This window comes from Amycolatopsis sp. NPDC052450 (assembly GCF_044547565.1).
GTDB lineage: Bacteria > Actinomycetota > Actinomycetes > Mycobacteriales > Pseudonocardiaceae > Amycolatopsis.
In genome coordinates, this window is sequence record NZ_JBIUAQ010000035.1 from 19,862 (window position 1) to 44,945 (window position 25,084).

Annotated in this window: 15 protein-coding genes; 4 read left to right on the forward strand and 11 right to left on the reverse strand. The window is 64.9% G+C overall.

Going from position 1 to position 25,084, the window contains the following annotated elements; all coding sequences use genetic code 11:
* The first annotated feature begins 14 nt into the window (after positions 1-14).
* Positions 15-989: a hypothetical protein gene (locus tag ACIHAO_RS36425; protein ID WP_396565756.1), complete on the forward strand. Its 975-nt coding sequence runs from the start codon at positions 15-17 to the stop codon at positions 987-989.
* An 89-nt stretch (positions 990-1,078) separates the two neighbouring features.
* Entirely contained in the window at positions 1,079-2,038 is a 960-nt protein-coding gene (pip, locus tag ACIHAO_RS36430) for a prolyl aminopeptidase (RefSeq protein ID WP_396565758.1), read from the forward strand.
* A 116-nt stretch (positions 2,039-2,154) separates the two neighbouring features.
* On the opposite strand, the gene ACIHAO_RS36435 is transcribed toward pip, so the two are convergent.
* The 6 genes from ACIHAO_RS36435 to ACIHAO_RS36460 form a co-directional block, all read right to left on the reverse strand.
* Positions 2,155-2,421, reverse strand: coding sequence for a hypothetical protein (locus ACIHAO_RS36435; RefSeq protein ID WP_396565759.1), 267 nt, complete (start codon positions 2,419-2,421; stop codon positions 2,155-2,157).
* A gap of 348 nt (positions 2,422-2,769) precedes the next feature.
* A complete protein-coding gene (locus ACIHAO_RS36440) occupies positions 2,770-3,165 on the reverse strand; it encodes a polymorphic toxin-type HINT domain-containing protein (RefSeq protein WP_396565761.1) in 396 nt (131 codons plus the stop codon).
* Positions 3,166-3,426: 261 nt separating this feature from the next.
* Positions 3,427-3,816: a hypothetical protein gene (locus ACIHAO_RS36445; protein WP_396565763.1), complete on the reverse strand. Its 390-nt coding sequence runs from the start codon at positions 3,814-3,816 to the stop codon at positions 3,427-3,429.
* Between the two features lie 44 nt (positions 3,817-3,860).
* Complete coding sequence (locus ACIHAO_RS36450) at positions 3,861-4,976, reverse strand: polymorphic toxin-type HINT domain-containing protein (RefSeq protein ID WP_396565765.1); 1,116 nt, start codon at positions 4,974-4,976, stop codon at positions 3,861-3,863.
* Between the two features lie 101 nt (positions 4,977-5,077).
* Positions 5,078-5,629, reverse strand: coding sequence for a hypothetical protein (locus tag ACIHAO_RS36455; protein ID WP_396565767.1), 552 nt, complete (start codon positions 5,627-5,629; stop codon positions 5,078-5,080).
* Positions 5,626-15,120 carry an RHS repeat-associated core domain-containing protein gene (locus ACIHAO_RS36460; protein WP_396565769.1) on the reverse strand — a complete coding sequence of 3,165 codons (9,495 nt, stop codon included), beginning with the start codon at positions 15,118-15,120 and terminating at the stop codon, positions 5,626-5,628. Before ACIHAO_RS36460 ends, ACIHAO_RS36455 begins: the two co-directional genes overlap by 4 nt.
* 441 nt (positions 15,121-15,561) lie before the next feature.
* On the opposite strand from ACIHAO_RS36460, the gene ACIHAO_RS36465 reads away from it, so the two are divergent.
* The gene (locus ACIHAO_RS36465; protein ID WP_396565771.1) at positions 15,562-18,552 is read left to right on the forward strand and encodes a PQQ-dependent sugar dehydrogenase; all 2,991 of its coding nucleotides are present in this window, start codon (positions 15,562-15,564) and stop codon (positions 18,550-18,552) included.
* Positions 18,553-18,606: 54 nt separating this feature from the next.
* Here the strand turns inward: ACIHAO_RS36465 and ACIHAO_RS36470 are convergent, their stop codons facing one another.
* The 5 genes from ACIHAO_RS36470 to ACIHAO_RS36490 form a co-directional block, all read right to left on the reverse strand.
* Positions 18,607-19,413, reverse strand: a complete 807-nt coding sequence (locus ACIHAO_RS36470) for an ABC transporter permease (RefSeq protein WP_396565773.1) — start codon at positions 19,411-19,413, stop codon at positions 18,607-18,609.
* A 9-nt stretch (positions 19,414-19,422) separates the two neighbouring features.
* Positions 19,423-20,307, reverse strand: a complete 885-nt coding sequence (locus ACIHAO_RS36475) for an ABC transporter permease (protein ID WP_396565775.1) — start codon at positions 20,305-20,307, stop codon at positions 19,423-19,425.
* A 73-nt stretch (positions 20,308-20,380) separates the two neighbouring features.
* A complete protein-coding gene (locus ACIHAO_RS36480; protein WP_396565777.1) occupies positions 20,381-21,586 on the reverse strand; it encodes an ABC transporter substrate-binding protein in 1,206 nt (401 codons plus the stop codon).
* Between the two features lie 26 nt (positions 21,587-21,612).
* Positions 21,613-22,707, reverse strand: coding sequence for an ABC transporter ATP-binding protein (locus ACIHAO_RS36485; protein ID WP_396565851.1), 1,095 nt, complete (start codon positions 22,705-22,707; stop codon positions 21,613-21,615).
* A gap of 20 nt (positions 22,708-22,727) precedes the next feature.
* On the reverse strand, positions 22,728-24,149 hold the full coding sequence (locus ACIHAO_RS36490) for a gamma-aminobutyraldehyde dehydrogenase (protein ID WP_396565779.1): 1,422 nt from the start codon (positions 24,147-24,149) through the stop codon (positions 22,728-22,730).
* Between the two features lie 164 nt (positions 24,150-24,313).
* Here ACIHAO_RS36490 and ACIHAO_RS36495 point away from each other — a divergent pair, with 164 nt between their 5' ends.
* Positions 24,314-25,057: a FadR/GntR family transcriptional regulator gene (locus tag ACIHAO_RS36495; protein WP_396565781.1), complete on the forward strand. Its 744-nt coding sequence runs from the start codon at positions 24,314-24,316 to the stop codon at positions 25,055-25,057.
* Positions 25,058-25,084 lie beyond the last annotated feature (27 nt).

The window sequence follows — 25,084 nt, forward strand, 5'->3', positions numbered from 1 at the left end:
GAGGAGGACCACGGATGCGTGTTCGTGAGCGGGTTCTGGCCATTGCGACCGGTGCCGTCTTGCTGTCGACGCTGGCGGCGTACCCCGCACAGGCCGCGACGGTCCGCGTAGGGACTTCGGAGCAGCTGACGGCGGCGCTTGCTTCGGTCACTCCGGGCACCGTCATCGAACTCGCGGCCGACACGACCTTCGCGGGCAACTTCAAGGCGGCGAAGAGCGGGACTTCCAGCAGCCGCATCACGCTGAAGGGGCCGCGAAGCGCGGTCATCAAGGCCTCGGCGGGACGCACGCTCGAACTCACCGGCAGCTACTGGAACCTGACCGGTTTCACCCTCACCGGTGGCCAGAAGGGCCTGATGGCGACGGGCGTCAAGAGCACCGTCGTCGACGGCATCAAGGTCGTCGGCGTCGGCCACGAAGGTATCCATTTCCAGTACACGAGCACCGACAACGTCGTGAAGAACTCCGAGGTGACCGACACCGGCCGCGAGTACGCGGGCTACGGCGAAGGCATCTACTTCGGTTCCGCGAAGGGCAACTGGCCGGGCGGGACGCCCGATCGGAGCGACCGCAACAAGGCGCTGAACAACAAGATCGGCCCGAACGTGCGGGCCGAGTCGATCGACATCAAGGAAGGCACCACCGGCGGCGAACTGCGCGGCAACGTCTTCGACGGGACCGGGCAGAGCGGCGAGCACTTCGCCGACAGCTGGGTGGACATGAAGGGCAACAACTACGTGGTCGCGGACAACCGGGGCAGCAAGGTCTTCGTGCACGACGCGACCTACGGCGGCTTCGAGGTCCATGTCCAGCTGGACGGCTGGGGCCGCGGCAACACCTTCTCCGGCAACACTGCGGACGTGCAGTCCTCCTACGCGTACGGCTTCTATCTCGTGAAGGCCGCGACGGGGAACAAGGTGTGCGCGAGCAACAAGGTGACCGGTGCCGGGAAGGGATTCGCGAACGTGGCCGCCACGGCGGGCTGCTGACGCGACCGAAGACCGGGGGCCCGCTCAGCCCGGCGGCGGGGGCGGGCCCCCACCCTTCGGATACTCGCCGATTCAGGCAGAGTGTCCTTATGGATGACCTGTACCCGCCGATCCATGTGCGCGCCGAGGGCATGCTCGACGTCGGCGACGGGCACCGGATCTACTGCCAGGAAGCCGGGAACCCGGACGGCAAACCCGTGGTCGTCCTGCACGGAGGCCCTGGTAGCGGCATCTCCTCCATGGCCAGGCGGCATTTCGACCCCGAGGCGTACCGGATCATCCTGTTCGACCAGCGCGGGGCCGGACGCAGCACGCCGCATATCGGCAAGCCGGACGTCGACCTGTCCGTCAACACCCTCTGGCACCTCGTCTCGGACATGGAAAAACTGCGCGAACGGCTGAATCTCGACCAGTGGCAGCTCTTCGGCGGCTCGTGGGGCGCGACCCTCGCCCTCGCCTACGCCGAAACCCACCCGAGCCGCGTCAGCGAGATCATCCTGCGCGGCGTTTTCACCGTCCGCGGCAGCGAGCTCGACTGGATCTACAACGGCGGCGCCGCGAACCTCTTCCCCCGCGAGTGGGAAGCCTTCCTCGCGCCGATCCCCGAAGACCGCCGCGACGACCCCTTGTCGGCGTACCGCGAACTCGTCTATCACCCCGATCAGGCGATCCGGGAACGTGCCGCCATCGCCTGGAGCACGTGGGAAGGCGCGATCGTCTGCCTGCGCCCGGATCCGGCCTTCCACAACCAGTACGCGTCGCCGGACTTCGCGGTCACGTTCGCTCGGCTGGCGCTGCACTACTTCTGCCATGGCGCGTGGCTTGAGGAAGGGCAGCTGATCCGGGAAGCCGGGAAACTCGCCGGAATTCCTGGCGTGATCGTGCAGGGGCGGTACGACGCGGTGTGCCCGCCGACGACGGCTTACGAGCTGCACCGGGCTTGGCCGGACTCGAAGCTGGAACTGGTGGAAGCGGCGGGACACGCGGTGACGGATCCGGGAATGCTGGCGGCGCTTCGGGAAGCGACGGATTCCTTCAGAGCGGTTTGATCAAGACGCTTGAGTCGACGTCGTCTGCAAGGCAGCGGTACCAGGAACTCCTTCAAGTGTCACGGCACTCCGCAAGCCCCGCCAACCCACGCGGCAGGGCCTTTCCTTCGCCCTCGTCATCCAGGCAGTCGAGACAACATCTGCACGAGTTCGTCCGGGAACTCTGCCATATGCGGTTCGGCGCAATATCTCACAGTGCTAGCCGCCGAGATGAACTCCATCGCCGAACACTCTCCGCCCACCAGCATCTTCGCAGACATTCCCAAAGGGACAACAAAATTCGCTTGGACCTCATCTGTCAGCGAATCAAGGAATTCGCTTTCCTCCGAGAAGACGAGCTCCACGATTGAATCCAAAACCCCCGCCAGGTCTGAGATGTCCACGCTAAGGGAGAGTTCAAGCATGTCTTCGTACTCGGCGAATCCGAATCGATTAACGCGGAGATGCTGCCTACTCACATTATTTCCCTCGGTAGCTGATTCCCTGGCGATCTAGTCTAGACTGGCAGACCGTCGGGCACGGGCTGGCCGGGGTGCCGTGCGCGCCACCTGGCGGAGAATTCAGGCATCTCACCTTCACCACTTCGAACACGCCTCCTCTGGTTCCAGCCCCACCCTCGGCTTCCTCAGCCTTAATGAGACACATAGTCTCAGCACATCCCGAATGATAGCGGCCGCCCTCCGGAGTGATTTGCCGTACGAGGAAATCCACCTCGCCGCCGGGAATCGGAGTCAGTTCATGACCAGAATGTCCCAAGTAAGTCTGCCTAACGGAGACGTATATATCGCCACGAAGAACGGCCCGGTGTCCTTGTGAAACTTGGGCCGCAGGCTATCGGCGTAGGCCGTGAGGTCGCAGTTGTGAGTGAGGACTGGCGTCTGGCCTGCGAGGACGTAGTAGGTGTGGTCGCCATCGACGGTCAGGTTGTAGACCCGCCGCGTCTCAGACCACGACCGCGTCCCCGTAACTGTCGCGTCCCGATGATCCCCGGTCTCCAGCCGATGACCGGCCTTCAGATCAAGAGCGTTCGACCACCGCTTCTCCGAGGCCACCCAGAACGGATGCTCATCCGTCGCCACCACAGACCCACGACCGGCCTCACTCGCGACACCGACCTCGACCAACATCCGCTTGCTCGCATGCGAACGGTCAGCAGTCACCACTTGAGCCGCGGCCCTCGATTGCCCGAGTCACCGAAGCGGGGTTCAAGAGAGCCGGGGAGGCAGCCGGTCACGCGGTAGCGAATCCGGGATACTGCCGACACCCGGGCTGGGACGAACACTTTTCAGTCAACGTAACCAAGTCTCCTGAGTCGGGGTTTCTCGGCCAGGCCCGTACTCCTGCCAGGCCAGCACCAACTGTGACATGTCGAGTTCAACAAGTAAGCCTCAACCAGGCTGGGGAACACTCCAGTCCCAGGAAGGCTCCCGGTCAAATCGTTCCAGAACGTCGACATAGTCGATAAGTTCGCCAAAATTTGTGTCAATAAAACCGGTCAGACCCGCGAGCACCGATTTAAGCAGAGGTCGCAAACAGGACACATCCGAATACTCTACAAGAATTGAATCAAATTCGCCAAGTCGGTCGACCAGCTCTTTTAACTCTGGTTCAGCGTAATCAGATAGTACGCGATTCGATAAATCGATACCAAATCGGCATTCACCCACATCAAGGTGATCGAAGACATCCCCTTCAGTGTAGGATCCCGCTCTCCGCAACCGCCTCTCGAGTTCACGCCGAGAATCCGAGCCTGCTAGCAGGACAATGGTCGGGCGCACCCTGACTCCTTCTTCTTCACTTAAAACTCAACCACCAGCCAGCGCTACGGCCTAAGAACGTCCATCAAGACATTCTTGTCCCTTGTGACCATAAATCCGGCTTTTTCGAGACTCTTGACCACACTACCTCGCCCTTGCGGAAGGTACACAACCACAGGAAGATCAGTAAGCCCTTGCGTGACCTCCGCCTGGGACAGCGCACCCTTGCCACCGCCGGTCTTGACCTGAACAACTGCGTTTCGAGTCACGATATCAAAGTCTGTCAGCGTTTTCCCGTCAGGACCATTGATATCAATACCTTGAGCCAGAACGTGCCCCGGATAGCGACTATTGATCTCGGCGACGAGCTCCGGAACACCGGGGTCATCGCCCTTTCCAACGAGATGTGATGATTTGCTACCACCGCAGTTGTGCGTCAAAACGGGTGTCTGACCTGCGAGGACGTAGTAGGTGTGGTCGCCATCGACGGTCAGGTTGTAGACCCGCCGCGTCTCCGACCACGACCGCGTCCCCGTAACCGTCGCATCCCGGTGATCACCGGTCTCCAACCGATGGCCGGCCTTCAGATCAACAGCGTTCGACCACCGCTTCTCCGACTCCACCCAGAACGGATGCTCATCAGTCGCCACCACAGACCCACGACCGGCACCACTCGCGACACCGACCTCCACCAACGTCCGCTGGCTCGCATGCGACCGCGCATCCGTCACCACCCGAACCGCGGAACGCCCCGTCGTCGGATCCTTCGCCAGAACCTTGTCCCCGACCCTCACATCCTTGATCGGCTTACGAGACCCGTCACCCATCACCACCAGCGTGTTCGGATCAAAACTGTTCGACACACAACTCGTAGCCGAACCACCAGACGACTCGTCATGATGCTTACCCCGGCCCTTGTTCCGCCCAGCCAAACCACCCAGAGCAGACAGAGCATCATCAGGAGAAGCACCCGACTGAGCAACCTCCGACACCGCCGTCACCGTCTCCGCGACGTTCTGAACGACAGCCCCGTCCCCCACCACCTGCTTCTTGAAAAAATCAAAAACCCGGCCGGCATCCTGCACATCCGACTTGAACGCCTGCACCACCCGAGCAGGCATCAACGGAGACGACGACACCAAATCCGTCCCCTTGAACACCGGCTTCAACGCCGCCTTCAACGACGGAATCGGATTCCGCTTCGCCGTCCGCTCCGCAGCACCACGCGCAGCAGCCGCAGCATGATCAACCCCCTACGGGCCGCGCCACAGGGAAAGCACTTCTACAGAACCCCTTTATCTATTTGCAAAAAAATCTTCTGAACGCCTCGTGATTTATCACACTCGCGATATCGGGCAAATACGGTCGACTTTCTGGCGTCATTATTTTCAACTCGGTGCAGAGTAAGCAGAGCGCACTCTCGAACATCCTGATCTAAATCAGATAGCCATCCATAAAATACCCAAGTCGCCTCCGCCGCAAGAGATAGGCAACGCGCTATAATTTCACGGTTTCCTTCTTTGACCTCAGATGAATGCGGCTGACTAAACACAATCTGCTGAATCAGCTCAGCCAGACACTTACGAACAGGGCCGGGCGGCACGGTCGACGACATCGACAAGGCGATCTCGAGCGCAGCCTCGGCAGCTTCATAAATTTCACCTTGGACGATAACTTCATTGTCGATATTCCAATACGCAGACTCAGCCTCTGCCAATGAGGTCGCACTAGCAAGCGATCGAAATACCTGCGGCAGATTGCGCCCATCACCTGACGCAGTCCGTAGTGAGACCCAGCGGATAGATTCAATCAGCGCAAGAGACACAATATTCACGGAATAACCTCGATTCCCCAAGCTCCACCAGGCTTCACCAGTGTACCGGACGGGAATTGAGACTGATCAAACGTTCCCTGGCAACGATCACAGATTGGCACTTGCTTTCCCGTACGCGGACGGATGGCTTCAGTGAACTGAACAGATTTCGGTTCAATGCCAAGTTTGCGCACAACATCGTCCTCCGCGCATCCCGTTGGATTGCTATTACACCCAGCGGCCGTACGACCTGTTGCGAGATCGCCCCCTCCCGTAACGGTAGCTTTACTCGCGCCTACCTCATCCGCTAGATCGTCCCGCGCCTTTCGAGCTGAGGTAAGCAGGCAGCTGGTATCAGCATTGTGCGTGAGTACTGGTGTCTGGCCTGCGAGGACGTAGTAGGTGTGGTCGCCATCGACGGTCAGGTTGTAGACCCGCCGCGTCTCAGACCACGACCGCGTCCCCGTGACAGTGGCATCCCGGTGATCACCGGTCTCCAACCGATGACCGGCCTTCAGCTCAACAGCGTTCGACCACCGCTTCTCCGAGGCCACCCAGAACGGATGCTCATCCGTCGCCACCACCGACCCACGACCGGCCTCACTCGCGACACCGACCTCCACCAACGTCCGCTGACTCGCATGCGAACGGGCATCCGTCACCACCCGAACCGCGGAACGCCCCGTCGTCGGATCCTTCGCCAGAACCTTGTCCCCGACCCTCACATCCTTGATCGGCTTACGAGACCCGTCACCCATCACCACCAAAGTGTTCGGATCAAAACTGTTCACACAACTCGTAGCCGAACCACCAGACGACTCGTCATGATGCTTACCCCGGCCCTTGTTCCGCCCAGCCAAACCACCCAGAGCAGACAAAAGATCATCAGGAGAAGCACCCGACTGAGCAACCTCCGACACCGCCGTCACCGTCTCCGCGACGTTCTGAACGACAGCCCCGTCCCCCACCACCTGCTTCTTGAAAAAATCAAAAACCCGGCCGGCATCCTGCACATCCGCCTTGAACGCCTGCACCACCCGAGCAGGCATCAACGGAGACGACGACACCAAATCCGTCCCCTTGAACACCGGCTTCAACGCCGCCTTCAACGACGGAATCGGATTCCGCTTCGCCGTCCGCTCCGCAGCACCACGCGCAGCAGCCGCAGCCGCCTTCTTCTTCGCCAAAATCGCCGCAGCCCGCCGAGCCGCAGCCGCGGCAGCCGCAGCAGCCGCCTTACGAGCAGCCGCAACAGCCGAAGCCTTCCGAGCAGCAGCCGACGCGGCATCATCAGCACCCCGGCGAGCAGCACCAGCGACATCATCGCCATAACGACGACCGAGACCGACCGCATCGTCGGCATGACGGCCCGCCCGCCGGCCATTACCGATGAAGTCGCCCGCCTTCCGAGCCCACTTCGCCGCGGTCGCGGCGTTACCACCGAACGGGATCGCGCCCGCCGCCGACCAAGCCGCGTTCTCCCAGTCACCCTCGGCCGCGTAGATCGCGGCGTTCGCGAGGTCGGCGATCTCACCGATACCGGGGATCATGCCCGCCACGTCCAGCGCGGTGTGCACGATGGTGCCCGCCTTGTCCCACAGGTCACTGAACCAACCGTGACCATCCGGGTCGAAGTAGTTCAGCGGGGAGCCCAGCACATACGAGTACCTGTTCGCGCTGATCGACGGCGAGAACGGAAGCGCGATGCTGTCGCGGGAGGCGAAGGTGCCGGAACCCGGCTGGTACCACCGCGCCCCCATGTTGACATTCCCGTTGTCGGGATCCGTCCAGTCGCCCTGGAAGCCGACAGAACGTTGCACACCTGTCGACGCGATCCGTTTGCCGTACGGGTCGTACGCCGTCGAGTCGACGACTCCTCCGGACGCGGGCGCCAACGCGCCGACGACATCGCCGTGCCGGTCGGAAAGCGTGAGCCGGGAATCGGTTCCCTGCGAGAGCGACACCAAGGAGCCATCCGGACCGCGGCCGAAGCGCGAAACACCATCGCTGACCGTGTCCCGCTCCATGCCCGCATACGAGAACTTCTGTCCGCCTCGGGTGGCGAGCCGGTCGAAGTCGTCGTAGGTGTACTCGGTCGAGCCGAACTTGACCAGCCGGTCGAAGGCGTCGAAGGAGTACTTCTCCTCCATTCCGGACGACGTCCGTGAGCTCAGTGAGCCGCGCGGCGAGTAGGCGTACGTGTAGTCGCCGTCGGCGAGGACACGGTTCCGCTCGTCGTAGGTCGCGTTCTTGTCACCCGCCTTGACCCGGTTGCCCGAGTCGTCCCAGCCGTACTCGGTCGACTTACCCGCCGGGTCCGTCCAGGAAAGCATGCGCCCCTGGAAGTCGTACGAGTAGCTGTTCTGGCCGGAGCCGGCCAATCCCGCGGTCGTCTTCGTCTTGACCCGGTCGTTCGGGTCGTAGGTGTAGGCGATCGACGAGAGGACCGTGCCGTTCGCTTCCTTCAGGACATCGGACTTCGGCCGTGCCAGGTTGTCGTAGTCGTAGGTCCGGACGCGACCGGCACCGTAGTCGACCGTCTTGATCTTGCCGGCTTCGTTGTAGCCGTAGGTCAGCTTGCCGCCGGTCGCGCCGTCGGTCACGGAGTCAAGACGGCCCTTGAGATAGCCGTAACCAGTGGTACCGGCGGCGTCCTTCCGGGTGATGACGCGCCCGGCGTTGTCGTACTCGAAGGACGACGCGCCGGCGGTGCCGGTCGCGGTCAGCAGACCCCCGCGGTCGTTGTAGGTGTACGCGTTGCTTCCCGCCACCCGCACACGACCGTCGGCGTCGTAAGTCCGTGTCTTGCCGGTGGTCTGCGTCTCGGCGCCCGAGCCGGTCTCCGTGAGCATCCGGTTCAGCGCGTCGAACGTCCGGTCGCGGTTCACGTTCCCGGGCGCGGTCAGCCGGGTCGCGTTGCCCGTGGCGTCGTAGGACTGCGTCCAGGTCCGATCCGCCGCCGCGGGGTGTGCGGCGGTGGACGGCTCGATCACCGACTCCGGCAGGTTCAGGCTGTTGTAGGTGAAGACGGTCTTGTTCGATCGGCCGTCGGTGAACCTGGTGCGGTTTCCGGCCGCGTCGTAGCCGAACGACGTCGTGATCGTCTTCCCGTCCGCGACGGGCTCGATCTGGCCCGACAGCCGGTTCGCCGCGTCGTAGCTGAACGTGGTGACCCGCTTCTCCCAGTCCTCCGACGTCCGCATGTTGCCGGCGGGGTCGTAGGTGAACTTGCGCTCCCGCAGTGCGGGCTGGCTGCCCGTCCACTGTGCGTCAACGTCGAACTCGGCGACCATGCGGCCCGCCAGGTCGTAGTTGAGTCGTTTCGTGGCGCCCGCACCGTCGCTTGCCCGGACCAGACGGCCCTGCCGGTCATACCCGCGCTGGGTGGTGATCTCCGCCGGGTCGACCACGGCGATCAGCTGGTTCAGCTTGTCGTAGGTGCTCTTGGTCTTCTCACCCGCGGGGTTTTCGACCAGAACGATGTTGCCTGCGTCGTCGTACCGGTACTTCGTGGTGTACGAGGTCAGGTCCGGGAACCGCTCCACCGCGGTCGACGTGACCTTGCGACCCAACTCGTCGTAGGTCGCCTTGACCTCCGCACCGGTCGGCGACGTGGCCGACAGCGGCAGACCGGTCAGTGTGTACGAGTACTTCCAGACGCCACTGGCCGTGCCCTCGGCCTGCGGGTCCTGCCGCTCCAGCAGCCTTCCCAACTGGTCGTACCGCAGTTCGGTCGTGTGCTGCCGGGCGTCGATCTGCTTGATCACGCGCCCCACGGCGTCGTACCGGATCTCCTTGGTCGGTGTGATCGCCGCCGTGGCGCCGGGCGGCGTGTACGACGGCAGGCTCGCCTTCACCAGCTGCCCGATTTTGTCGTACTCCGCCGTGGTCACCCGGCCGAGCGGGTCCTTCGTGTGCGTAACCGAACCGAAGGTGTCGTACCCGGTGACCATGGTCGCTTGCGCGTCCGCCGGCGCGCCACCGTTCGACTCCACGCGGACTCGCGGACCGGTGGCCCGGATGGGCCTGGCCAGCTGGTCGTACGCCATCGTCGTGGTGTACTGGGACGACGACTGGTTCCCACGAGGATCGGTGACCGACACCGGCATGCCGCGTTCGTCATAGTTCCAGGTGGTGATCAGCAGTTCCTGTCCATTGTGGACAGTCTGTTTGGTCCGCTGGCCGGAGGCGTTGTACTCGAATTCGGTGATCTCAGCGGTGTTCACCTGTCCGCCGCCGGTGTTCGAGGGATCACCGGACTTCTCGGTGCGGGTCACATTGCCGCTGCGGTCGTAGGTGAACCTCGTGCTGCGGTCGAGTCCGTCGGGGTCCTCGATCGACTGTGTGAGCCTGTTGACCGTGTCGTAGTCGTAGGTCGTGGTCCGGTTTCCGGCCGTGGTCTGCTTGGTCAGGTTCCCTGCGCCGTCATAGCTGTTGTTCTCCAGAACGAGGTCGCGAACGTAGCCGGTGACCGGATCCCGGTAGCCCTCCGCTACGACCTGTGCGACCAGATCGTTGGCGTAGTAGTTGTTCCGCGTCGTACGGCCCATCGCATCGACGTGCAGGATCTGCCGTCCGGACTCGTCGTACCGGAAGGACTCGAGCACCGTCGGCTTCGAATTCACCGGATCGGTGTCCCCTTCCCCATCACCGGGACGGCCGTCCCCGCCGGCCGGGTCGACCACGCCCCCGTGCCAGTCGTGCAGGCGCACCTCGGCGACTTCATTGCGAGCCGTATAGGCGTAGGACTTCTTCACACCGCTCGCGTCGATTTCGAACATCCGGTTGCCGAAGACGTCGAAGCCGTACCGCGTCCCTTTACCCTCCGGGTTGACGAGGTGAACGAGACGGCCACGATCGTCGTACTCCCGGGTGGTGACGCGGGCCGGGTCGCCGCCGGCGAGGTCCGAAACCTCCTCGCGCTCGATGTTCCCGTCCTTGTCGTAGGACGTGACCGTCCGGGCACGATGCTTGACACCGGTGACGGCGTTCGTGGTCTCGGGCCCTGTCTCGGCCTTCACTCGCGAAAGCGCGTCGTATTCATAAGTGGTCGTGATGCCGTCGGGGTACGCGTCCACATAGATCGTGGAAGAGGTCCGCCGTCCGGCCGCGTCGTAGACGAATCGTGTCCGCATTCCGGACGCTTGCTGGATCTCGCCGAGATCACCGGTGCTGTAGTACCGGAAGTTCGTGCTCTCACCCGTCGCGCTCACCGTCGACAACAACAGGTCGGCAGGCACCGGGACGCCCACGTCGTCGAGCGGCTGCTCGGTACCCGTGGTGTAGCTGTGCACGACCTCGCCGCCATCGGGCATCTTCTGGCCGGCCAGGTCACCCTTGGCGTTGTAGAGGTACGTGGTCAGATACCGGTTGTCCTCGGCGTTCGTGGACCTTCCGTCCCGGCTCCAGACGACCTTGTCGTTACGAGGATCGAGCGGGTTGTCCGGGCTGAAGTGGTAGCCGAAGTACTCGGTCTGGCAGCGGCCGGGCATCAGGCACGTCCGCTTGCTGAGCACGTTCCCCCGCTGGTCGAATCCGAGCGTGACCTCGTTGAGGTTCTCGGAGACGATGGTGTTCTGGTTGCCGTCGTCGTCGTAGTCGTAGGTTCGGATCCCGTAGCCGACTTCCCCGGCGGGCTGCCCGAGCTGGTCTTCCGGACGGACCCCGAGCCCCAACGGGGTGACCGTCCGCAGAATCCGGCCCCGAACCGGGTCGTAGTCGAAGGTGTGGTTGCGGTTCCCCGGATCGGCGAACTGAACGGTGCGGATCAGATTGTTCTCTTCACCGGTGATCACCGGCACGCCGAGCCGCCAAGTCCCGCCGTTGCGGTCGGTGTAGCTCTTCACCCGCTCGCTGACCGTGTCGTATTCCACCTCGGCGGCGATCTTGCCGCTGGGCAGAGTGATCTTGCTGAGCCCTTCGGACGGCTGAGCGGCCTGGAACTGCTCCCGGACCGCGTTGTCCCCCAAGGGTTTGGTGTAGACGGCCACCTCGTCGATCGCTCCGGCGAAGTACCCGTGGTCGTTGCCGGGCTTGGCAGGCCAGTTACCGGAGACGAAGCCGGCGCCCACGTACGTCTTGGTCTGATTGCCGTGATCGATCACGCCCTGCTTGGTCGCGACCTGGATACCGTCGAGATAGAGCCGTTGTGTCGCCAGCGATCCGGAAAGCACCACGTGGTGCCACTTGTTGTCGTTGACCACACCGGAAGTGCTCATCGGCGCGGTCGTGCCGTCCGCGAACTGCCCGTAGAGCTTTCCGTTCGTCCCGACATACAACGCGGGTGTGTAGGCGTTCTGCAGCGAACCCGAGATCTCGCTCTGCTGGTAGCCCAGCAGGACACCGGAACCACTGGTCTTGAACCACAGCCCGACGGAGAGATCCCTGCTCTTCTTGACCGCCCCGTCCGGGAGTTGCAACACCGAGCTCGACCCGTTGAAGGTCGCCGCGGTGTCGGCCGAACCCGGCACCGCTCCCGCCGTCCCGAGCACGACGTTCTTGTACTTGCCGTTGTCCTTGCCCCGGTTGAGCGCCACCTGGCTGACGGCGGTCTCTCCGCCCTGATCGCCCAATCGCCAGTACCCGTCCGGTGCCGTGTCATTGACGACCGTGCGGAACCTGGACTGATCGGCGTAGTCGTAGCGGGTGACGTTCGCCAAGGGGTCTTCGACCGCTCGCAACCGGTTGCCCTCGTAGGTGTACTTCCAATTCCGGATCTGGCCATTGACCTCGGTCGCGAACACCTCGGCGACCTTGCGGTCCTGGATCCGGAAGACCAGTTGCCGCCCGCTGGCCAGATCGAGTGCACGGGTGAGGGCGTCACCCTCCCAGTAGATCCTGACACCGCGCCCGACGCCGTCGGTGTAACCGGTCAGCTTGCCCGCGGAGTCGAAGCGATACGTGGTCGCCGACTTGTCGGTCAACGACCAGCCGCCGTCCGGTTCGGCCTTGAAGGCGGCGAACCGGCCCTGTGGCGGCGCGTAGCTGCCGTCAGGGTTCAGTCCGAACCGCAACTGCTGGCCGTCGGGATAGGTGACCAGGGCGTTCCCCACGTAGTCCCGGACCACCCGCATGTCGTACTTCGTCGCCCATCCCGTGCCGAACCAGTGGTCGCGACGGGGATCCAGGGTGTTGTAGGTCCGGATGACGCTCAAGCCGGGGCCTGCCGTCGGCATCTGGACATCGATCGCACTGGAGTGGTGGTTGCCGACCATCGGGTCGAAGTCACGGTCGGTCCCGCTGTGCGGGGTCATGGCCATATGCGAGGTGATCGCAGGCTGCGGGACGGCGCTCAAGATGGCACTGAACGGCAGCGCCTCGCTCTCGCTGGTGCCGTCGAACGCGAACGAGCGCCAGAGGTAGATCTTGTTCCAGAACAACTTCTTGTCCGGCACCGTCCACGTCGGACTGGTCTGGTGTGCCGAGCTGAAGCAGTTGACCGGGTTGTCGTCCGCTCCCTTTTCGCAAACCTCGAACCGGTACTTCAGAGTGCTGCCAGCAGGCGGGTCGACGTCGATACCGCTCGCCCACAACTGCGGGGTCAGCGTCTGGACGGAGGCGCCGTTGGGCGGGTACTGCTGCTTGATGAACGGCGGCACGTCGTACACGTCGAGGCCGATCCGAGCGGGCGCGACCTGGTGATCGGTGAAGTGGTCACCGGGCTTGCGGAGCATGCTGAAGTCGAGGAGATAGCTGCCCACCCCGATCGGCTTGATCTCCGCGTCGAGTGTGACGGAAGCGCCACGCGCCACGTCACCGGGAAGCTCGGCCGCGATCTGGGATCCGAGCGGGTTACCACTCCGGTCGTAGACGCGGTAACCCAGCGCGAAGTCGTTGCGCGACCAGGCCTGCGCGCCGCGGTTCGTCACGGTGATCTTGACCTTGCCCGGGGTCGCGCGGGTGACCGGCGGTTCCGGCGTAGCACGGTCGATGCGGTAGTCGGCGTTGTAAGGCGAGTGCGTCACATACAGACGCGGGGGGTTGGCCGTGCCGAAGCCGGTGAAACGTTTCCACGCCGCCGGGTCCGTCGGCGCCTGAAGGGTGAGGCCATGGTTCGGAGCACCGCCCGCCCACTGCTGGACGAGGTCCCGGCCGCCGGCGCCCAGGTCGATCAGTTCGTGGGCGGTGGGGCAGTTCGATCTGGTCGCCAAGGGGGCCATGTACCCGTGTGAGAAGACCCCGCCACCCAGCGCACCGCCGAATGGGGGCGTGCCGGCGGAACCCCAGTCCGCGGTGACCGGGTGCACGGTCATCGGGCGGGGCGTACAGGAGCCGGACCAGAAGTTGGTCAGCTGCAGCTGGGCACCGAAGATCCGGTTGTCCCTCAGATCTCCGCCGATGCCGCCGAACCGCAGGTAGCTCGAAGCGGTCTTGCCGCCGCTGCGGCCGATGCGCAACTCACTGAGATTGGTGAACCGGGTGCCGTTCTCCACCACGAGGTTGCCGGTGCTGACCGATTCCTTGACCACGGTGGGATCGACCCGCACGGGGTAGACCCTGGCCGGGTCTCGCAGCCACGCGGAATCGAGTTCCACCCGGAGGATCTGTTTGCCATCACGGCTCCCGAGCCGGTAGGTGACGCCATAGGAGGTCGCGGGCTCACCGCTTTCCTGACGACTGGAGTCGAGCATGTAACCCGCCGGGACGCGCAGGACGACCGCACCCACCTGGTCGACGAAGACCACCTGGCCATCGACGATCCTCGCCTCGAGTCCTTTCAGATCCAGCGCGAACTCCCAGGCATGAGGAGCGTCGGGGGTCTTGAGGACGAACCACTCCTTGGCCGCGCCCGCGGTGAACTCGACCCGCATGTCGGCGTTCGGCAGGATGTCGGGGTAACCGACCGCGTTGCCTTCCGCGCGACCGGCCGTCGCCCGCGCACCCAGGAGGTTGAAGGCGGCCTCGTGCCCGGCGCCGTCGTTCACCCGCATCGAGCCGCTCGTCTGTCCCATATGGACTTGAAGCTCATCGCCCGCCTTGCGCCATCCGCCTGCCTGGTCGGGGACGGCGCGAGTGTCGACGGGGGCGAACCCGCCCCCAGGCAGCGGAAAGTTCAGCGGATCCTGGCCGTAGACGGTGGTCTGCGTACCGTCGGGGTTGTCGTAAACGCTGCTGTGCGTCGCGCGCTGCTGTGGCAGTTCCTTGCTGGCCTGTGCGTCGAACCCACGCACCGAGTTGGCAGGAGGCGGTACGACCTTGGCGTTGCTGCGCTTGTCGGAGGCGGGCTCGGGAAAGACGATCGGCGGGTACTTCGACTGAAGCGAAGTGGCCGCCGCCCGATTGATCGCGGGCGCGGCGGCGCTGTCGGGGGTCGGTCGGTCCGCGACGCCTTCGGCGGACCCCGATTCTTGCTTCGGGGCATCCGCCGCAGCCGACGCACCCGCCTCATCCGACGACGGAAACCGCTGCGAAGCCGCCGGCCCCAGCGTCGCCACGAGTGCGACGATCAGCAGCAACGCGAGCGTCACCCGGAGTCTTGCGCGCAGGACAGGTCCACGACGGAACCGCTTCATGACTTCCCCCCTTGGGATGCCCGCTCAGGACAACCCTCGGCTCCTTCAGAGCAGGTCGGCCAGTTGATATTGCTGGGCGACGAGACGTCCGGCAAGGCCTTTTACCGATTTTGGGCCAAATGGCCGTGGCCGAATGGACACGCGTGCCTGACCGATCGGTCATCGATCAGGCGTTCGATCGTGTTGAATAGCCGTTAGCCGAAGATGAGCTAGATCACAGATATTCACGAGCAACGATCGAATCACACTTTCGGTCGAATGACGACGCCCTGACCAGCCGCTAGCGTCCGGCGTGCTCATAGCCAGAAAACGAGGGCGCTGGGGGCGGAAGGTCGCGTCGCGTTACAGAATAGGCAACTCTGTCGCGCTGTCGCGATTTTTTGTGCGTTCGTGAGCACTTTCCGCGCATGGCACTCTCCGTATTCGGAGAAGGAAGGTCCAATGCGGACTCGAAGATCCCTGGTCGTCTCCGCGGCCGCCACGGTGCTGCTCGGCACCGTGGTCACCACGGCGCCCCCGGCACAAGCCGCACCGGCACTCCCCACGGGGTTCGCCCTGATCGACACACCCACCGGCCAGCAGGCCGGAGATCTCACCGACGCCGCCTATCTCCCGGACGGAAGCGCGCTGACCACCGGCCGACTGGGGTCGGTACAGCTGGTACCGCGAGGCGGCCAGCCGGTACAGATCGCCTCACTTCCGGTGTATACCGCTGGTTCGCTCGGCCTCACGGGCATCGCGGTGGCGCCGGACTTCACCACCAGCCGAACGGTCTATACCACTCGGGCACTTACGAGCAGTACGTCCACCCAGGTGTTCCGCCTCAGCAAATGGCGGGCGGACGGTGTGGGCGCCCCGACTGGGCTCCTGGACGAGACCCCCGTCCTGGAGTTTCCGGTCACCGCCGACAGCAAGGGAATCCAAGACATTGTCGCGGATCCCGGCGGCGAAGTCCTCTGGGTCGCCGTCGGGGACAACGCGGCCGTTCAGGCTCCGGCCGGTGCGACCAAGGACAACGTGGACAAGTTCGCCCTGCGAGCGCTGGACCCGGATCAACCAACGGGCAAGGTGCTTCGTGTCGGTACGGACGGCAAAGGGCGGGTGGACAACCCGTTCTACGATCCGGGAGCTCCGACGTCCTGGCGTAGCCGGAACTACACGAGCGGACTGCGCGATCCCCGGATCGCGTTGGATCCGCGAGGCGGCGTCGTCGTCACCGACATCGGCTGGGCGGCCCGTAGCGAAGCGAATCTCGCCTTCCCCGGCCAGAACTTGAAGTGGCCGTGCTGGGAAGGGACCACGCGTACACCTGGCTATCGCGATCTCCCGGAATGCGCTAAAGTCGCGAACTCCGCACCAGTCAGTGAGGTGAACCAGGGAGCCACGGATACCCTCGTCGGCGGACTTCCCTACACCGGAACTTCGTATCCTGAGGCTTATCGGGGACTTTATTTCGTAGCCAACAAGAGCGGTCACACGCTTTCGACTTTCGCGTTCGACTTCGGGGGGAAGGTCACCCAGGCGATCAACGCGATAGCCTCCGACATCGGCGATCCGGTCTCCGTTCTGACGGCACCGAACGGCGACATCGTGCTGGCCGACTCCGCATCTTCCAAACTGCGAAGGTTGAGCTACAAGCCGGCGAACAGGGCTCCGGTCGCGGCGTTCACCGGAACCGTGACGCCGGCCACGAAGAAGATCTCACTCGACGCGGGAGGGTCGAGCGACCCGGACCTGGACACCCTCGACTACCAATGGACCTTCGGGGACGGCACCAGCGGTAACGGGCAGGTCGTGGAACACACGTACTCGACCGGCGACCCGGTGACGGTCGGTCTCACAGTGAGCGACGCGCACGGTGCGGTGACGAACACCAGCCAGACCTTCGTTCCCGGTGAAGCCACCCCTGCGCTCTCGCTCGCGGCTCCTGACCCGAACACCGTCTATTCCGGCGGCGAAACAGTCTCCTCGGGTGTTTCTTCGGCCGAGGATCCCACCGATGGACCGCTGACCGTGAAGTGGCGAGCCGACCGGATGCGCTGTCCCCAGAACAACGCCTGCGAATACACCACGCTGCGCACTGGCACGGGCCCGACCTTCTCGTTCGGCTTCCCGAACGAGACCGACACCCGTGTCGTGGTCACCGCGACGGCGGAGAACAGCCGAGGCGTGATCACGAGTCAGCGGTACACCGTCAACCCACGGACGGCCCGGTTGGCCGTCGCCGGCAGTCGTCCGGCGCGGGTCCAGATCGGGGGGAACGAGAGCGCCAACCGGCTGGTGACCGTGAACTCCTCCGTCCAGATCTCCGCTCCTCCCAAATCCCTGGACGCGGCGAACTTCGTCAAGTGGCCGGACAACCAGAGCATCGAGCCGGTCCGTCAAGTCCAGATGCCCGTCGCGGGACTCACCCTCCGCGCCGAGTACCAGACCCCGATCCAGAAGCGCTACGCGGACGAGGCTCCCATCCGGACGCTGATGGGCGCTCCGGTGGGACTGGAACTCATCGAGGGTGACGGCCATTGGCAGCAGTACGCTTCCGGTCGTCTGTATTGGACGGAGCAGCACGGCGTCAAAGCCGTCGCCGGCGAGATCCTGACCAAGTACGTCACGCTCGGCGCCCATGCCTACCTGGGGTCGCCGAAAACCGATGAACTCGTGGCCAGGGCGGGCAACGGCCGCTACAACGACTTCGTGGGTGGTCCGCTCACCGGTGACGCATCGATCTACTGGAACTCCAGCATCGGCGCCATGGCCATCCATGGCGAGATCCGCACGAAGTGGCAGGCGAACAACGGTGAAGCCGGGCCACTCGGTTTCCCGACCACCGACCAGCTGACCACGCCGGACGGCATCGGGCGCGTCAACCACTTCAACAACAACAACGCTTCGATCTACTGGACCGCGGCGACCGGCGCGCACTACGTGATGGGCCGGATCTGGCAGAAATGGCGTTCGCTGGGCTGGGAGGTGTTCTTCGGCTATCCGACCACCGACGAGGTGGCCACGCCGGACGGCGTCGGCCGGTACACCCACTTCAGCGGGAACGGTTCGATCTACTGGTCACCATCGACCGATGCCTTCGAAGTGCATGGATATGTCCGCGACCGCTTCGCGGCGACCGGCTGGCAAACCGGTGTCGGCTATCCGACCACCGACGAGACCTGGACGCCGGGCAGTAGGGGTAAGTACAACCACTTCGCCCAGGGCGGCTTCGCGCACTCGATCTACTGGCGTGCGGGAACGAACGTCGCCTGGGAGGTCAAGGGAATGATCCGTCTTCGCTGGCGGGACCTTGGCTGGGAAACGTCGTATCTCGGTTTCCCGACCAGTGGCGAGTACAACATCCCGACCGGTAAGCGCAGCGACTTCCAGTTCGGTTACATCACCTACAACGGAGCGACAGGAGCGATCGAAGACCGTCGGTACTGAGTGAACTCGAGAACGCCGGTGCGGCCCGCAAAGGCCGCACCGGCGTTTCGCTGTCTACAAACGTCCGCCGGAGGTCGTGTCGCCGGAAAGCCGTTGCGCCAGATAGACCGGAACCGTCGAGGCCAGGATCAGGACCGCCGCCACGACGTTGACGATCGGTGCCTGGTTGGGCCGGAACAGGTTGTTCAGGATCCAGATCGGCAGGGTTTCCAGGCCGGTGCCGAGGGTGAACGTCGTGACGATGATTTCGTCGAACGACAGCGCGAAGGCGAGCAGGCCGCCTGCCAGGAGGGCCGACCGCAGCATCGGGAAGGTCACCAGGCGGAACGTCGTGAGGCCATCGGCGCCGAGGTCCATCGACGCCTCTTCGAGGTTGCCGCCCATGCGCCGCAGGCGCGCGACGACGTTGTTGAACACCACCACGATGCAGAACGTCGCGTGCGCGACGATCGCGGTGAACAGGCCGAGGTCGATGCCGAGGATCGTGCGGAAGGCGTTGTTCAGCGCGATACCGGTGACGATGCCGGGCAGCGCGATCGGCAGGATGATCAGCAGCGACACCTGGTTGCGGCCGAAGAAGCGGTACTTCTGCAGCGCGAAAGCCGCCATCGTGCCGAGTACCAAGGCGATCGCGGTGGCCGCGAGTCCTGCTCGGACACTCGTCCACAGCGCGTTCAGCGCGCCTTCGTTCTCGGCGGCGCGGCCCCACCATTCGAGGGTGAAGCTCGACGGCGGCCAGCCGAAGGTGGTGTCCGCGTTGAAGGAATTGAGCAGGACCACCAGCAGCGGGAAGTAGATCACCGCGAGGCCGAGCACGAGCGCCGACAGCAGCAGGTATTTGGTCGTCCGGGAAAGCCGCATCGCGCGCTCCTACAGGTTGTCCAGCGCGCCCGTGCGGCGCACGGCGGCGAGGTAGGCGAGCATGATCACCACGGGTACGGTCGCGACGGTCGCCGCGAACGGCAGGTTGTTGGCCGCGCCGATGTTGTCGTAGACGACGTTGCCGAGCATCTGCGACGTGCCGCCGACGATCTTCACCGCGATGTAGTCGCCCAGCGACAACGAGAACGTGAAGATCGAGCCGGCGACGACGGCCGGGAACGTCACCGGCAGCACCACCGAGCGGAAGGTCCGGAACGGCCGGGCGCCGAGGTCGCCGGACGCGTCCACCAGGGAGTTCGGCAGCCGTTCCAGGCCCGCGTAGATCGGCAGGATCATGTACGGCAGCCACAGGTACGACAGGGTGATCACGGTCGCGAGCACGCCATAGCCTGGGGTGTCGAGGCCGAACGGGTTCAGCAGCCAGTGCAGGACACCGTTGCCGGACAACATGGTTCGCCACGCGTAGGCCTTCACCAGGTAGCTCGCCCACAGCGGCGTCATGACGGCGATCACCAGGAGCCGCCGCGCCCTCGGCGAGGCGAATTTGGCCATGTAGAACGCCATCGGGAAGGCGATGATCGCGGTCACCACGGTGACCACCGCGGCGATCCCGACCGTCCGGAGGGTGATCGTGCGGTACACCGCGTCGCTGAAGAGGGTGACGAAGTTGTTCAGCGACCACTCGGTCACGACCTGACCGGTGAAGACGTCGGTGCTCCAGAACGCGGTCACGAACAACGCGGCGAGTGCGCCGAGGTAGGCGAGGCCGAGCCACAGCATCGGCGCCGAGAGCAGGATTCCCAGTCGCAGCTTGGGTTTGCGGTACAGGAAGGCGGAGGTTTTCCGCCTCGGTGAATCGAGTGTGGTCGTCATCGTCTCCGCCAGGGATGGGACCGGGAGCGGACGGCGTTGGGGGGCACCACCGTCCGCTCCCGGAGTTCGGGAGTCAGCCCTTGATCTCGGTCCAGGCGCGGGTCCACTCGCCGTAGTCCTTGCACTTGACGTCGGTGCGGCCGTCGAGGCACTGCGTGATCGGCGTCGTCCAGTACTGGATCTTCGAGGCGTACGCGGCGTCACCGGCGTGGAAGGTCTCGCAGTGCGCCTTGTTCTTGGTTTCGGCGCACGCCTTGGGGTTCGAGGGCGATTCACCGAAGTACTCGGCCACCTGTGCGTTGGCCTTGGGGCTGACGATGTGGTTCAGCCACTTGTAGGAGCACGTCTTGTGCGGCGACTTCGCCGACACCATCCAGGTGTCCGACCAGCCGGTCGCGCCTTCGGACGGCAGCACCGATTCGACCGGGGCGCCCTCGCTCTTGGTCAGGTTCACCGTCACCTGCCATGCGGTGCCGACGACCGCGTCGCCGCTCTTGAGCGCCTGGCTCTCCTTCAGGTAGTCCGACCAGTACTCCGCGACCATCGGGCGCTGCTGCTTGAGCAGGTCGACGGCGGCCTGGAACTGCTTGTCGTCCAAGGCGTACGGGTTCTTGATGCCGAGTTCGGGTTTGTGCGTCTGCAGGTACAGCGCGGCGTCGGCGATGTAGATCGGCGAGTCGTAGGCGGTGATCTTGCCCTTGTACGGGCTGTTCGCGTCGAACATGACCGACCAGGACGTCGGCGCCGGGTTCACCTTGTCGGTGCGCCAGGTGAGCAGGTTCGCGCCCCAGCCGTGCGGCACGCCGTAGGAGACATTGTTGACGCTGTTCCACGGGCGGTTCTTGAGGAAGTCGAAGACGTCGGCGTAGTTCGGCACGAGCGCGGTGTTCACCGGTTCGACGTCCCCGGACGCGATAAGCCGCAGCGAAGCGTCACCGGAGGCGGAGATGACGTCGTACTGTCCGGTCTTCATCAGGCTCACGGCCTCGTCGGAGGTGCCGAACGCCTTGACGTTGACTTTGCAGCCGGTCTCCTTCTCGAAGCCGGTGACCCAGTCGACGGCCGGGTCGTTGGAGCCGTTCTCCGCGTACCCGGGCCAGGCCAGCACGTTGACCTGGCCTTCCGGCTGGCCGAGCTGCGCGAGCGCGTCGAGCTTCGGCGGGGTGAAGCCCTGCCCGCCGGGCGCGGCCGCGGTGGAACTGGATCCGGACGTTCCGCAGGCGGCCACGAGCAGGCCGGCGCCGAGCAGGCCGGCGAGCGCGAGTTTCCTGTTCTTCATTGAACAACCTTTCGGTGCTGGGGAGGCTAACCGGCTTCGGGGACTCGGAAGCTGTGTTCGTGCCGCCAGCTCAGGCGGACGCGGCCGCCCTCGAAGTCCGCGGGTTCGGCGGTGTTCTGCCGGACCACGGAGAGCTGGCCGCCGGCGTCGAGGGTGACCTCGTAGCGCACGGTCGCGCCGGCGTAGACGGTGTTGGTGACGGTGCCGGTGGCGCTGATTTCGCCGACATCCGCGGATTTCGAGAGATCGGCGTCGACGCGGATCTTTTCGGGGCGGATGCTGAACACACCGGGTTTGCCGATGATGTTCTCGGCGCCGCCGCCGCTGAGCAGGTTCGAGGTGCCGACGAAACCGGCGACGAACGGCGACGCGGGCCGCTCGTAGACCTCGACCGGTGAGCCGACCTGTTCGATGCGGCCGGCGTTGAACACCGCGATGCGGTCGCTCATCGTCAACGCCTCGTCCTGGTCGTGGGTGACGAAGATGAAGGTGATGCCGACGTCGCGCTGGATCTGTTTCAGCTCGGTCTGCATGGTGTGGCGCAGTTTCAGGTCGAGGGCGCCGAGTGGTTCGTCGAGCAGGAGCACCTTCGGCCGGTTGACCAAGGCCCTGGCGAGCGCGACGCGCTGACGCTGGCCGCCGGAGAGCTGGTCGGGTTTGCGCTCGCCGAACTCGCCGAGCCGGACGGTGTCGAGAGCCTCCTTCGCGCGCTGACGTCGCTCCGCGCGGGGGACGCGCTTCACCCGGAGGCCGTACTCGACGTTCTGCTGCACGGTCATGTGCGGGAAGAGCGCGTAGTCCTGGAAGACGGTGTTGACGTCGCGGTCGAAGGGTGCGAGGCGGCTGACGTCGCGGCCGTGCAGTTCGATCGTGCCCGCCGTCGGGAGCTCGAAGCCGGCGATCATGCGGAGCACGGTCGTCTTGCCGGAGCCGGACGGGCCGAGCATCGAGAAGAACTCGCCGGGCGGGATGTCGAGGTCGACGCCGTCGACCGCGTGGACCTGGCCGAACTCCTTGCGCAGCCCGCGCAGCCGGATGGCCGGAATGTCGCCTCCACCCGCGGAAGTGATAGCAAAGGTCCCTTGCTCCCCCGCGGCGGCGGTGGGCGCTTGATGAGGCATGGCGTGCCTTTCGGTGGTCGTCACAGCGCGCTCATCACGTGCTTGACGCGGGTGTAGTCCTCGAGGCCGTAGAGCGAGAGGTCCTTGCCGTAGCCGGACTTCTTGAAGCCGCCGTGCGGCATTTCGGCGACCAGCGGGATATGCGTGTTGATCCACACGCAGCCGAAGTCGAGCTTTCCGGCCAGCCGCATCGCCCGCTGGTGGTCGGTGGTCCACACCGACGACGCGAGCGCGTAGTCGACGCCGTTGGCCGCGGCGAGTGCGTCGGCTTCGGTCTTGAAACGCTGCACGGTGATGATGGGGCCGAAGACCTCCGTCTGGCTTATCTCGTCGTCCTGCCGGACGCCGGAGATCACCGTCGGTTCGTAGAAGTAACCCTCGTCCCCATGCCGCTTACCTCCACAGTGGACCGTCGCGTGCGCGGGCAGCCGGTCGACGAAACCGGCGACCCGCTCGAACTGGGCCGCGTTGTTCAGCGGCCCGTAGGTGGCCGACGGGTCGTCGGGTTTGCCGGTGGTCGTCGCCCGCGCCTGCCGGGTGAGCGCCGCGACGAAAGCGTCGTGGATCTCCTCGGCGACCAGGACGCGTGTCGCCGCGGTGCAGTCCTGGCCCGCGTTGAAGTACCCAGCGGCGGCGATACCCTCTGCGGCCGCTTCGATGTCGGCGTCGGCGAAGACCACTACGGGCGCTTTGCCGCCGAGCTCGAGGTGTACGCGCTTCACGTCCTTCGCGGCCGAAGCGGCGACTTCGATCCCAGCACGGACGGAACCGGTGATGGACACCATCGCGGGGATCTCGTGCTCGACGAGCGCGCGCCCGGTGTCGCGGTCGCCGCAGATCACGTTGAGCACGCCGGGCGGCAGGAATTCGGCGCAGATCTCGGCGAGGAGCAGGGTCGACGCGGGTGTCGTGTCGGCCGGTTTGAGCACCACGGTGTTCCCCGCGGCGAGCGCGGGGGCGATCTTCCAGACCGCCATGAGGAGCGGATAGTTCCACGGCGTAACCTGCGCGCACACGCCGATCGGCTCTCGGCGGACGAAAGAGGTATGCCCTTCCATGTACTCGCCCGCAGACCGTCCTTCGAGGACACGCGCGGCCCCCGCGAAGAACCGCAACTGGTCGACGATCATCGGCAGTTCCTCGGCCGCGGTGAGCGCGATCGGCTTGCCGGTGTTCGCCGATTCGACCAGTACGAGACCGTCCGCGCGTGCTTCGACGGCGTCGGCGATCTTCAGCAGCGCGAGCTGGCGCCGCGCGGGCGTGGTGCCGCGCCAGGTTTCGAAGGCGGCGGCCGCGACCTCGAGCGCGCGGTCGACGTCTTCGGGGCCGGCGACGGCGGCGGTGCGATACGGGCGGCCGGTGACGGGATCGACGATGTCGGCGACCTGGCCCGACGCGGATCCGCTGTACTCACCGCCGATGAAGTGCTTCAACTGCTGCACGAGAGCTCCTGGCTACTGGGCCTGGGGGCGTGAGGCGATAGCAAAGGTCCCTTGCTCCCTTGTGGGGCGGCGCGGGAGCTAAAACATATAAGTCCAGATGTTAAATGACAAGGCGATGGGGCAAGATTGGTTCCATCGGGTAGCGGTACGGGCGAAGGGCCACCATGCGTAAGGGGATGTCGCACAGCGCGCGGTCAGCGATGTTCGCGCCGCTCGACCAGATCGGCCGGGCGGAAGCGGTCACCGCGCGGCTGGTCGACGCCATCACTCTCGGGCTGCTGGCCGACTCGGAGCAGCTGCCGAGCGAAGCCGAGCTGGCCTCCCAGTTCGGCGTCTCCACCGTGACGGTTCGCGAAGCACTCGTGGCCTTGCGGCAACAGGGGCTCGTGGAGACGCGACGCGGCCGAGGCGGCGGAAGCTTCGTGAAGACGCCTGCCAACCCTTCGGCCGCTTCGTGGCGAGAGCGCCTTCGCACGGTTTCGCTGTCCGAGCTTCGTGACGTCGGCGATCACTATCTCGCCATCGCGGGCGCCGCGGCCAAACTCGCCGCCGAGCGGAGTTTGCCCGAGGACATCGAGCGGCTCGAACTGGCGACCGAGGACATCCGCACCGCCACCGGCGCGGAGGCATCGCGCGCCGAGCGCCAGTTCCATCTCGAAGTCGCCGCGGCCGCCCAATCGCCACGGCTGACCAGAGAAGAAGTGCAGTTGCAGAGCGAACGAGGCGGACTGCTGTGGCTGCCGCTCGAGCCGCACGGAACCCGCGAGAACGCCTACGCCGAACACCGCGCGATCGCCGCCGCCATCGCGCAGGGAGACGGCGAGCTGGCCAGAAAGCTCACCGAGGAGCACATCCTTGAAGCGATAGACCGGCTGGCGGACGTGCATTTAGACCTTCTGGCCCCTTAAGCTGCGGCATCCGCGCATCCGAGGTGA